At 66.2% G+C, this 11,900-nt stretch carries 10 protein-coding genes; 6 read left to right on the forward strand and 4 right to left on the reverse strand.

All coding sequences use genetic code 11. The annotated features are described in order from the left end of the window. Positions 1-21 precede the first annotated feature (21 nt). The 5 genes from B1A87_RS19075 (at position 22) to B1A87_RS19095 (ending at position 5,626) form a co-directional block, all read left to right on the forward strand. The gene (locus B1A87_RS19075; RefSeq protein WP_078028310.1) at positions 22-750 is read left to right on the forward strand and encodes a TetR/AcrR family transcriptional regulator; all 729 of its coding nucleotides are present in this window, start codon (positions 22-24) and stop codon (positions 748-750) included. A gap of 57 nt (positions 751-807) precedes the next feature. After that, entirely contained in the window at positions 808-2,856 is a 2,049-nt protein-coding gene (locus tag B1A87_RS19080) for a PTS mannitol transporter subunit IICBA (RefSeq protein WP_144275885.1), read from the forward strand. Next, entirely contained in the window at positions 2,856-4,019 is a 1,164-nt protein-coding gene (locus B1A87_RS19085; RefSeq protein ID WP_078028308.1) for a mannitol-1-phosphate 5-dehydrogenase, read from the forward strand. The genes B1A87_RS19080 and B1A87_RS19085 overlap by 1 nt, the downstream gene beginning before the upstream one ends. Before the next feature lie 111 nt (positions 4,020-4,130). Beyond that, positions 4,131-4,922: an alpha/beta fold hydrolase gene (locus B1A87_RS19090; protein ID WP_078028307.1), complete on the forward strand. Its 792-nt coding sequence runs from the start codon at positions 4,131-4,133 to the stop codon at positions 4,920-4,922. Then, positions 4,919-5,626, forward strand: a complete 708-nt coding sequence (locus tag B1A87_RS19095) for a triacylglycerol lipase (protein WP_078028306.1) — start codon at positions 4,919-4,921, stop codon at positions 5,624-5,626. The genes B1A87_RS19090 and B1A87_RS19095 overlap by 4 nt, the downstream gene beginning before the upstream one ends. A 161-nt stretch (positions 5,627-5,787) precedes the next feature. On the opposite strand, the gene B1A87_RS19100 is transcribed toward B1A87_RS19095, so the two are convergent. After that, complete coding sequence (locus B1A87_RS19100; protein WP_078028305.1) at positions 5,788-6,831, reverse strand: NAD(P)-dependent alcohol dehydrogenase; 1,044 nt, start codon at positions 6,829-6,831, stop codon at positions 5,788-5,790. Between the two features lie 481 nt (positions 6,832-7,312). Here B1A87_RS19100 and B1A87_RS19105 point away from each other — a divergent pair, with 481 nt between their 5' ends. Beyond that, positions 7,313-7,801, forward strand: a complete 489-nt coding sequence (locus B1A87_RS19105) for a GNAT family N-acetyltransferase (RefSeq protein WP_078028461.1) — start codon at positions 7,313-7,315, stop codon at positions 7,799-7,801. A gap of 122 nt (positions 7,802-7,923) precedes the next feature. Here the strand turns inward: B1A87_RS19105 and B1A87_RS19110 are convergent, their stop codons facing one another. The 3 genes from B1A87_RS19110 to rraA form a co-directional block, all read right to left on the reverse strand. After that, on the reverse strand, positions 7,924-9,363 hold the full coding sequence (locus B1A87_RS19110; RefSeq protein WP_078028304.1) for a sugar porter family MFS transporter: 1,440 nt from the start codon (positions 9,361-9,363) through the stop codon (positions 7,924-7,926). Positions 9,364-9,599: 236 nt separating this feature from the next. Further along, positions 9,600-11,252: an MDR family MFS transporter gene (locus B1A87_RS19115; protein ID WP_078028303.1), complete on the reverse strand. Its 1,653-nt coding sequence runs from the start codon at positions 11,250-11,252 to the stop codon at positions 9,600-9,602. Between the two features lie 106 nt (positions 11,253-11,358). After that, the gene (gene rraA / locus B1A87_RS19120; protein ID WP_078028302.1) at positions 11,359-11,874 is read right to left on the reverse strand and encodes a ribonuclease E activity regulator RraA; all 516 of its coding nucleotides are present in this window, start codon (positions 11,872-11,874) and stop codon (positions 11,359-11,361) included. Positions 11,875-11,900: the final 26 nt, after the last annotated feature.

An 11,900-nucleotide genomic window follows, 5' to 3' on the forward strand; every position in this document is an offset into this window, starting at 1 on the left:
ATAGGTGCTAGGGTAGCGGTTATGAGTTTCGATGGCCAGCTCCCGCCCAAACTGAGGCTGTTGCGTGCGGCAGCCGAGTTGCTGGCCAACTCCGCGGGAGCAGCTGTATCAACCCGCCAGATCACGCAGCTGGCAGGCGTCACGGCACCCACCCTGTATCACCACTTCGGTGACAAGGAGGGCCTGTTTGACGCGGTTGTGGCCGCAGGATTCGAAGAATACGTGGCGGGCGAACGGGACTTCGCCCCGTCCGGGCAGCCGCTGGAAGACATCCGGCGGATGTGGGACAACCATGTCCAGTTCGGGCTCAACCAGCCGGAACTGTATCTGGTCATGTTCGGTAACATCCGCCCCGAGAGCCGCCCGTCCATCGTTGCCGATGCCGAGGCCCTCATGGAGGAGATGCTGAACAAGGCCGCCGCGGCCGGTCAGCTGAACGTCCAGCCGAGGGAGGCTGCACGAAGCATCCTGGCGGCCAACGTCGGTGTCACGCTCATGCTGATCGCGGAGCCGGCCCCGGAGCGGAACCTCGAACTGTCAACCATGACCCGGGACGCCATGATCTTCGCGGTGTCCAGCGACCAGGCCAAGGATGCCGGGCCCGGGGATTCCGGGAAATCATCCGTGGTGGTGGCTGCCATCGCGCTGAACGCGGCGCTGCAGGCATCCCACTCGGACCAGCTGTCCAGCTCGGAACTCAAGCTCTTTCTCGAATGGCTCCACAGGATCTCCAACAGTTCCACCAGCTAGTCGTCGAAAATATCGGACCATCCTGCGGTGCAGCAGGAATCACGGTTAGGAAATCACATGGCAACAGAGACAGTTGCAAAACCCCGCACCAGCGTGCGGGTCCACGTCCAGAAATTCGGGACGTTCCTGTCCGGAATGATCATGCCCAACATCGGGGCGTTCATCGCCTGGGGCCTCATCACGGCCCTCTTCATCGAGAAGGGATGGATCCCCGTCCCGGCACTCGGCGGCTTCGGCACCAACGCCGCAGGTGCGCCGAATGTGGGCCTCGTCGGCCCCATGATCACGTACCTGCTGCCGCTCCTGATCGCCTACACCGGCGGCAGGATGGTCTACGACGTCCGGGGCGGCGTGGTTGGCGCCATCGGCACCATGGGCGTCATCGTCGGCGCCGGCATCCCGATGTTCATCGGAGCCATGATCATGGGTCCCCTGGGCGGCTGGACAATCAAGAAGCTGGACGCCCTCTGGGACGGCAAAATCCGGCCCGGCTTCGAGATGCTGGTCAACAACTTCTCCGCCGGTATCTGGGGAGCATTGCTGGCCATGCTTGGCTTCTACGGGATCGCCCCGCTGGTCCAGGCCTTCAGCACGGGAGCCGGGAACGTCGTTCAGTTCCTGGTGAACAACGGCCTCCTGCCGCTGACCAGCATCTTCATCGAACCGGCCAAGGTGCTGTTCCTGAATAACGCCATCAACCACGGCGTGCTGACCCCGCTGGGCATTCAGCAGTCGCTCGCGCAGGGCAAATCCATCCTGTTCCTGCTCGAGGCCAACCCCGGCCCGGGCCTCGGCATCCTGCTCGCGTACATGTTCTTCGGCCGCGGCGCGGCGAAGGCATCAGCCCCCGGTGCCGCGATCATTCAATTCCTCGGCGGCATCCACGAGATCTACTTCCCGTACGTCCTCATGCGCCCGCTGCTGATCCTTGCAGCGATCGCCGGCGGTATGACGGGCATCGCGACACTTGCCGTCACCAACTCGGGCCTCGTGGCTCCGGCGGCTCCGGGATCCATCTTTGCGGTGATTGCCCAAACCTCGCGGGACAGCTATGTCGGCGTGATCCTCTCGGTTCTGCTCGCCGCCACGGTGTCCTTCCTGGTCGCCTCGGTGATCCTGAAGACCACCCGCCACAGTGACGAGGACGACCTCAGCGCCGCCACCAGCCGCATGGAAGACATGAAGGGCAAGAAGAGCTCCGTCTCCTCCGTGCTCACGGGTGCGGGTGCGGGCGCCGGCGGCACTGCGGTCCTGACCCGGCCCATCGGGAACATCGTGTTCGCGTGCGACGCCGGCATGGGCTCCAGCGCCATGGGCGCCTCCGTGCTGCGGAACAAGATCAAGGCGGCGGGCTTTCCGGACGTCAAGGTCACCAACTCGTCCATCGCCAGCCTTAGCGACACCTACGATGTGGTGATCACGCACCAGGACCTCACCGAGCGGGCCAAGCCTGCCACGGCCAGCGCCGTCCACTACTCCGTGGACAACTTCATGAACAGCCCGCGCTATGACGAGATCGTGGAACTCGTCAAGAGCGCCAACGCACCCGAAGCCGCTGGCGGCGGAGCTGCGGCACCCGCCGGTGCCGTCGCTGTCTCTTATACACATCTAGATGTGTATAAGAGACAGGCTGCCGAGGCGCCCGCCGAAGCCGGCGCCCCGCCTGTCTCTTATACACATCTAGATGTGTATAAGAGACAGGTCCTCAACGGCTCCGCCGCAACCCGGGACGCCGCGATCGATGAGGCCGGCCAGCTGCTGCTGGCCCGCGGAGCCGTGGATAACGACTACATCCTCGCCATGCATGAGCGCGAGGAATCCGTGTCCACCTACATGGGCAGCTTCCTGGCGATCCCGCACGGCACCAACGCCGCGAAGGACCACATCAAGAAGTCGGCCGTCTCCGTGGTCCGCTACCCGGACGGCATCGACTGGAACGGCAAAGAGGTCAAGTTCGTGGTGGGCGTGGCCGGCATCAACAACGAACACCTCCACATCCTCTCCTCGATCGCGAAGGTCTTCACGAACAAGGCGCAGGTGGCGCAGCTTGAGGCCGCAACATCCGTCGAGGAAGTTCTGGAGCTGTTCGGAAAGGTCAACGCATAGTGAAGGCTGTACATTTTGGCGCCGGAAACATCGGCCGCGGATTCGTCGGGCTGCTGCTGCACGACGCCGGGTATGAGGTGGTGTTCGCGGACGTTGCGGACGCCCTCATCTCCCAGCTCGCAGCCGCGGACAGCTATGCCGTCCACGAGGTTGGGGAGAACCCCACCGTGCGCACCGTGGACAACTTCCGGGCAGTCAACTCCAGCACCCAGGAGGCGCAGCTGATCGAGGAGATCGCGACGGCGGACATCGTCACCACCGCCGTGGGGCCGCACATCCTCAAGTTCGTGGCCCCCGCGATCGCCAAGGGAATTGCCGCCCGGGCCGCAGGAAAGGCGCCGCTGCAGGTTATGGCCTGCGAGAACGCCATCAACGCCACGGACATCCTGCGCGAGGCAATCGTGCAGTCCTGGGACGACGCCGCAGGGCCGCTGGAGGATGTGGCCGTGTTCGCCAACACCGCCGTGGACCGGATCGTGCCCAACCAGGAACCGGGCCAGGGGCTGGACGTCACGGTGGAGACGTTCTACGAGTGGGTCATCGACCGCACACCGTTTGCCGGCGCGGCGCCGGTCATCCCCGGGGCAACGTTTGTGGACGAGCTCGGGCCGTACATCGAGCGCAAGCTGTTCACGGTCAACACGGGGCACGCCTCTGCGGCGTACTTCGGGTTCGAGGCCGGGGTCGAAAAAATCTCCGAGGCCATGGCTGACCAGGACGTGGCGGCGGACGTGCGTGCCGTGCTCGACGAAACCAAGCAGCTGCTTGTGTCCAAGCACGGCTTCAACCACGACGAACAGGAAGCCTACGTCCAGAAGATCCTGGGCCGCTTCTCCAACCCGCACTTGCCGGACACCGTGAACCGCGTGGGGCGGGCGCCGCTGCGCAAGCTCAGCCGGCATGAACGGTTCATCGGCCCGGCGGCTGAGCTGGCGGAGCGCGGGATCGTGCCGGAGGCCCTTCTCGGGGCGATCGCCGCAGCCCTGCGCTTCAACGATCCCGCCGACGCCGAGGCCGTGGAGCTCGGGCAGATCCTGTCCGCCTCCGAGCCCGCTGAAGCGACCGAGCGGATCACGGGACTGGCGGCGGACCACCCGCTGTTCGCGGCCGTCTGCGGCCTGGTCGAGGAACGCAAGGCAGAAGGCGTCACCGCTCCGGCCTGACCCCATCCGCAGCCCAACGCACGACGCCGGAACTCACGAAGGTGAGGTCCGGCGTCGTGCGTTTGCGGGTCAGTAATGCCGCAGGGCTGCGGTAAGGGCTATCCTCGACAGATGGCTGATCCTGACATTTCCGAGGTCCACTTCGAGGGCCTGACCGGGCGGATTCATGCCTCGCGGCGCCCAGCAGGCAGTGATGGACGTTCCGCGCCGACGTTCGTTCTGGTGCACGGGATCGGCACGTCGCACCGATACCTGCACCGGCTGCACCGGCTGCTGGCTGAAACCGCCGAGACCTATTCGGTCGAGCTTCCGGGCTTTGGAAGTATGCCAAAACCGGACCGCCGGCTGTCGATGGCAGACTATGCCGGCTTTCTTCGGGCGGCCCTGGACCAGGCAGGCGTGGGTCCGTGCGTCCTGATCGGCCACTCCATGGGCACGCAGTTGGCCGTGGAAGCCGCCAGGCAAGAGCCCGGCAGGTTCACGCAGCTGGTGCTGATGGGACCCGTGGTCGATTCCCGGCGCCGTACTGTGGCGCGCCAGGCCTTCGACCTGGCCGTGGACTGCCTTTTCTTCGAAAGCCCTAGCTCCAACCTGCTGGTCCTTGCCGACTATTTCCGGTGCGGGCCCCGGTGGTACCTGACCGAGCTCCCCGTCATGATGGCCTACCCCACCGAGGAGCGTATCGCCGAAGTGGACGCGCCCGTCCTCTTCCTGCGGGGATCCAGGGATACTGTGGCGTCGCGGGACTGGTGCCGCCTCCTGGCGGGCCGAGCCATGTCCGGAGAATTCCGCGAGATACCCGGCTCCGGTCACGTCGTCCAACACACTGCCTCCGGCCAGGTGGCGCAGGCCATCAGGGACTTCGTGGCAAGCCCCGGCCGGGCCCTGGAAAGTCCGGCGTGAACGGCACGCTGCGCAGGGCGCTCTGGTGGGTCCAGGACTACGCCTATGCCGCGGGATGGCAGGTCCGGGGCGCGCTATCCCGGACCCGTGCGGACGCCTTTCATACCGGTGACGGCAGGCCCATAGTCGTGATCCCCGGAGTGTATGAAAGCTGGCAGTTCATGCTGCCGCTGATTACTGCCCTGCACGGCGCCGGGCACCCGGTACATGTTGTGACCCTGCTGCAAAGGAACCGGCTGGGCGTGCCTGTCGCGGCCCGGTTCGTAGCAGAACACATCGCCGCGGCCGGCCTGAACGATGCCGTGATCGTCGCGCACAGCAAAGGCGGCCTGATCGGGAAGTACATCATGCTCGCCCTGGACCCGGACCAGCGCATCGACCGGTTGATCGCCATCTGCACGCCGTTCTCCGGATCGCGCTATGCCCGGTACCTGCTCATCCCGAGCCTTCGCATCTTCTCTCCCCGCAACGCCCTGACCCGGCAGATGGCCCGCGAAGAAGCGATCAACCACCGGATCAGCTCCATTTACGGCGATTTTGACCCGCATATCCCCGAAGGCAGCGTCCTGCCCGGAGCCAAGAACATCCGGGTCCCGGTGGCTGGGCATTTCCGGATCCTGGGCCACGCGGAGACCGTTCGTGCCATCTTGGAGCAGATGCCGGCAGACCTCCCCGCCGGCCCGCACGAGTCCCGGCAGCCGTGATGACCGGCGGTCCGGCGGCAACATCTGACCTGTAGCCCGGAACGCCCCGGTGGCCGGGAACGCCCCGGTGGCCGGGAACGCCCCGGTGGCCGGGAACGCCGGAAGCGGCCCCCAGCTTGTGCTGACGGGCCGCTTCGACGGTGCCTGCGCGGGTAGCCCGCTTAGCTCATGGTTGCGGTGTCGATGACGAAGCGGTAGCGCACGTCCGAGGCAAGGACGCGCTCGTAGGCTTCGTTGATCTTGTCAGCCGGGATGACCTCGATCTCGGCGCCCAGCTGGTGCTCGGCGCAGAAGTCGAGCATTTCCTGGGTCTCGCGGATGCCGCCGATCATTGAACCGGCGAAGGACCGGCGGCCCATAATCAGCGAGAACGCGTTCACCGGGAGCGGTTCTGCGGGCGCGCCCACGTTCACCAGGGTTCCGTCGAGGGTCAGCAGCTGCAGGTAGGAGCTGATGTCGATCGAGGCGCTGACGGTGTTGATGATCAGGTCGAAGGTGCCGGCGAGGGCCTCGAACGTGGCGGGGTCGCTCGTGGCGTAGTAGGCGTCCGCGCCGAGGCGCAGGCCGTCTTCCATCTTCTTCAGCGACTGCGACAGCACGGTCACCTCGGCGCCCATGGCGTGTGCCTGCTTGACGGCCATGTGTCCGAGCCCGCCGAGGCCGACGACCGCCACCTTCTTGCCGGGTCCCGCGCCCCAGTGGCGCAGCGGCGAGTAGGTGGTGATGCCGGCGCAGAGCAGCGGCGCGGCGACGTCGAGGTCAAGACCGTCCGGGATGCGCACGACGAAGTCCTCGGTCACCACCACGTGCGTGGTGTAGCCGCCCTGCGTGATGGTCCCGTCGCGGTCGACGGCGCCGTAAGTGCCGGTGTTGCCTGCGAGGCAGTACTGCTCCTCGCCCTTCCTGCAGTTGGCGCATTCGCGGCAGGAATTCACCATGCAGCCGACTCCGACGCGGTCGCCAACCTTGTGCTTGGTGACTTCGGCGCCGACCTCGGTGACGATACCGGCGATTTCGTGGCCCGGTGCCAGCGGGTACTGCTGGGGTCCCCAGTCACCGCGGACGGTGTGGATGTCCGAGTGGCAGATTCCGGCGTACTTGATCTCGATCAGCACATCCTGCGGGCCGACGGCGCGGCGTTCGATGGTGGTGGGGACGAGGTCGCCGGTGGCGGACGGTGCGGCGTAAGCGTTGACGGTAAGCATGTCTCTCCTGTGTTGGGTGAGGGATTCGTTTGGTTGGGTGGCTGTTTGGGTTGGTTGGAACGGCGGAGCGGGAAGGTCCGGCGGTCCCGAGGGGAAGTCTTATGGGCGGATGAGCACTCTGAGTGCTGTGTGGCCGGTCGCGGGGCCGGCGTGGACGTCGCCCTGGGCAACAATATGGTCCAACACCTGGCCGGGCTGAATTGTTCCCGCGAGGATGTCCGCCATCATGAGCCGTCCTTTCGATATGCCTCTTATTCAAGGAAACAGGAACTTCACCCGCTGCGGGAGTCCCTGATGATCCTAGGACTGGCAGTACCCCCTTGGCTCTGCCGCCGCCATTGCCGCCTGTCCAGCAGGCCGGGCAGGCCGCGGGCTGAGTAGGCCGCGGACCGGGCGGCACGCCTGAGGAGCGCTCCCCCGTCGCCGCCCGTTGTGAAAAGCTGTGAAGGTGACTTTCGACTCCCGTGACCAGCCCGCCCTGATGATCTTCGCCGTCGGGAGCGGCACCTTCAGGCTGCGCCCCGCGCAGAAGCCCGACTTGCCGGCCATCCTGCGGCTCCTGGCCGATGACCGGCGTGGCGCAAGCCGCGAGGACACGGGGGACCTGACGCCCTACGAGCAGGCGTTTGACGCGATCCACGCCGACCCCGCGCATCTCCTCGTCGTGGGGGAGCTGCTCGGGGAGGGCGAAAGCGTAGGCCCTCTGGTGGCCACCTTCCAGCTCAGCTTCATTCCGGGCCTCTCCCGCCGCGGTTCCTGGCGCAGCCAGCTCGAGGCGGTGCGCGTGGACCGAAGCCTCCGGGGCAAGGGTGTCGGGTCCGCGATGATCGGCTGGGTTGTGGCGGAGTCCCGCCGCCGGGGCTGCTCGCTGGTGCAGTTGACCACCGACAAGTCCCGCCAGGACGCCCACCGCTTCTACGAGCGCCTCGGATTCGCGGCCAGCCACGAAGGCATGAAGCTCACGCTCTGAGCCGCCTCCCTAAGTGCCGCCTCCCCTAGTGCTCCCGCGAGGCCGCGCCGCAACGCAGAAGACGCCCAGGTTCCGCTGAACCTGGGCGTCTTCCTTTTCATGCCGGGGGAGCCAAGAGCCGGTCAGACCTTGGCGGACCCCTTTGGAACAAACAGGGTTTCGGCCTGTTCCAGCGACATGCCGTTCGTCTCCGGCACCTTGTACATGACGAAGAAGAACGATGCCGCCGCAAAAAGTGCGTACATGGCGTACGTCAGCGGCAGCGAACCTGCGGCCATCACGGGGAAGCTCAGTGTGATGGCAAAGTTGGCGACCCACTGGGCTGCCGCGGCCAGGCCCAGGGCGCGTGCGCGGATCCGGGACGGGAAGATCTCGCCGAGGAGCACCCACACGAGCGGCCCCCAGGACGCGCCGAAGCTGACCACGAAGATGTTCGCGGCCACGAGGGCAACGGGGCCCCAGGCGCCCGGGAGTGAGATCTCGGAGCCGGTGCCCGTGGCGGACGCGAAGGCCAGGGCCATGGTGCCGAGGGAAACGGCCATTCCGATCGAGCCGGCCAGCAGGATGGGGCGTCGGCCGATCCGGTCCACGAGGGCGATGGCCACGAGGGTCACCAGGATGTTGGTGATGGACGTTGCCACGGAAATGGTGAGCGAGTCCTTCTCCTGGAAGCCCACGGCCTTCCACAGCGTGGTGGAGTAGTAGAAGATCACGTTGATGCCGACAAACTGCTGCAGCACGGACAGCGTGATGCCGATCCAGACCACGGCCTGCAGCCCGAACGTCTTGCCGCGGAGCGAGCCCTTCTTGCCGGCCAGCTGGTCCTCTTCGATGGCCTCGCGGATCTCGCGGAGGTGGCGGTCCGCGTCCTCATCCGGCGCGATAGAATCGAAGACCTTGCGGGCTTCCTCTTCCTTGCCCTGGAATACGAGGAAACGCGGGGACTCGGGGAGCGTGTAGGCGATCAGGCCGTAGACGACCGCCGGAACCGCGGCGGCCAGGAACATCCAGCGCCAGGCCTCGATGCCGAGCCACAGGGCCTGGTGGGCGCCGCCGGCGGCGGTTGCGAACAGCGCGTCGGAGAGCAGCGCGGCGAAAATACCGGTGGTGATGGCCAGCTGCTGCAGCGAGGCGAGCCTGCCGCGGACGTGGCGCGGAGAGATCTCGGAGATGTAGGCGGGTGCGATCACCGACGCCAGCCCGATGCCAAGGCCGCCCACGAGTCGCCAGAAGATCAGGTCCCAGACGCTGAACGCGAAGCCCGTGCCGATGGCGCTGACCAGGAACAGCAGCGACCCCAACTTCATGGCGGGAATGCGGCCGTAGCGGTCGGCCACCTTGCCGGCCATGAACGCCCCGGCGGCGCAGCCCAGCAGTGCGACGGCCACGGCGAACCCGGTGACGCCCTCGCTGAGCGCGAATTCGTCCTTCATGGCGTCGACCGCGCCGTTGACCACGGACGAGTCGAAGCCGAACAGGAAGCCGCCCACGGCGCCGGCAAGCGCCAGCCATATGACCCGCTGCGGGATCTTGGCGGTAGTTTGCTCCTTGGCGGTGGACATGGTGCTCCCTGGGGTTGGGGTTGGGTGAATGCGGTGCGGACGTCGTCGGCTGCGGATACCGGCCCAGACAGCCGGCGCACACGCGCCTAACAGTGTGCCACGTCACCGCCCGCTGTTCCACTTCGGTACAGAAGACGACGATGGCGGAACGTCCCGCCGTCGTCGTCCCGTGGCGGGGAAACGAAACGGCAGGCAGCCCCGCAAGGCTGCCTGCCGTGACGCGTGCGCGAAAGCCCCTAGTGGGCCGGCACGGACTCCTTGGCGACGGCCTTGGGGTCGGTGAGCTTCTTGTTCGGCAGGGCGAAGCTGATCAGGAAGGCGATGCCCGTGAGCACGGCTGCGGTGAGCATGACGGCGTCGATCGACTGGGCGAATCCCTCGGTGATGGGCCGGGTGAGCACGGGGTTGGCCGTGTGCAGCCAGCTGGTGTCGTTGAGGGAGTCGTTGCTGGCGCCGTTCTTGAAGAACTCGTAGAGCTTGGCGTTTGCGGGATCGGCGGCCACGGCAGGGTCCTTGAGGACCTTGAGGTAGTCGGCGTTCTGCACGGCGTCCTTCATCCCGGAGGCGATCTTGTCCGCCGCGAGGCTGAACAGCATGGAAATGAAGACGGCCGTTCCTACGGCGCCGCCCATGGAACGGAAGAACGCAGCCGACGACGTGCCCACGCCCATGTCCTTGGGCGGAACGGAGACCTGCATGGCCAGCGTGAGCGGCTGCATGCAGAAGCCCAGGCCCAGGCCGAAGAACACCGCGATCAGGCCGGGAACCCAGAGCCCGGTGTCGACGCCAAGCGAGAAGCCCATGACGACGGCGGCGCCGGTCAGGACCGCCGTGCCCAGGATGGGGAAGATCCGGTAGGTGCCGGACGACGAAATGGTCCGGCCCGCGGTGATGGAACCGGTGAGGATGCCCACGGTGAACGTGATCATCATCAGGCCGGCCTCGGTGGGGGTGAGGCCCTTCACGAGCTGCAGGTACATGGGCAGCATGGCGATCGCACCGAACATGCCGATGCCGATGATGAAGTTCAGCAGCGAGGACAGGCCGAAGGTGAGGTTGCGGAAGAGCCGGAGCGGAATGAGTGCGTAGTCGCCTGCGCGCTTCTCGGCCAGCAGGAACGCCGCGATGCCGACGATGCCCAGGCCGATGCACAGCAGGGAACCGGCCGAGGTCCAGCCCCAGCTGCGGCCCTGTTCGGCCACGAGGAGCAGGGGAACGATAGCCAGCGTGATGGCCGCGGCGCCCCAGTAGTCAATCTTCTGCTTCACGTGCTTGGCGGGCAGGTGCAGGTACAGGAAGACGACGGTCAGCGCGGCGAGGCCGATCGGCAGGTTGATGAAGAACACCCAGCGCCAGCCGTCGAAGCCCAGGATGTTCGCGGAACCTGCGAAGGCGCCGCCCACCACGGGGCCCAGCACGGAGGAGATGCCGAAGACGGACATGAAGTAGCCCTGGAACTTGGCCCGGTCCTTCAGGGCGACAATGTCGCCGATGATGGTCAGCGCGAGGGCCAGCAGGCCGCCGGCGCCCATGCCCTGGATGCCGCGGGCGATGGCCAGTTCGGTCATCGAGTGCACCGAGCCGGCGTACAGGGAGCCGGCCAGGAAGATCAGGATCGCGGCCAGGTACAGCGGACGGCGGCCGAAGATGTCGCTGAGCTTTCCGTAGAGCGGAGTGCTCACCGTGGACGTGATGAGGTACGCGGTGGTGGCCCAGGCCTGCAGGGACAGGCCGTCGAGATCGTTGGCGATGGTGTAGATGGACGTGGACACGATGGTCTGGTCCAGCGAGGACAGGAACATGCCGAGCATAAGACCTACCATCACTGTGATGGTCTGACGCTTCGTCAGGACGTCCCCGGCTGCGGGCCCGGCGGCGGTTTTGGACATGACTGCTCCATTACGAAGAAAAGGGGGATCAAGCTTGATAGTTGCTTTCAGTAACTATCTTACTTCGTGATTTGTTCCCTTGACTCTAAAAAATGAGGAATTCACCTCAGCGCTCCACCAGGATGCCGTCCGGATCGCACCAGATCATGGCGCCGGGGCGGATGGTCACGCCGTCGATCAGCAGTTCCACGTCCGTCTCGCCGGCGCCGGCCTTCGCGCTCTTGCGCGGATTGCTGCCGAGCGCCTTGACCCCGAGCGGCAGTTCCGCAATGGCCTCGCGGTCGCGGATTGCGCCGTTGATGACGACGCCGGCCCAGCCGTTTTCCACGGCGCTCGCCGCGATCATGTCCCCCATCAGGGCGGTGCGCAGCGAGCCGCTGCCGTCCACCACCAGCACGGCGCCGTCGCCGGGTGTGGCCAGCGTGGACTTGACCAGCGCGTTGTCCTCGAAGCAGCGGATGGTCCGGACAGGGCCGCTGAAGTGCGAGCGTCCGCCCAGTGACTGGAACTGCAGGGCGATCGAGTCGAGTTCCTCGCCGCGCTCGTCGTAGAGGTCGGCTGTGTTGACGGCGGCGGCCTTCTCGGATGTGGCGGCGGAACGGCTGGCCGGCGAAGCGGACATTGATTCTCCCTGGCTCTTGGATCGGG

Origin of the sequence: Arthrobacter sp. KBS0703 (assembly GCF_002008315.2) — a bacterium.
In the GTDB taxonomy this organism is placed as follows: Bacteria; Actinomycetota; Actinomycetes; order Actinomycetales; family Micrococcaceae; genus Arthrobacter.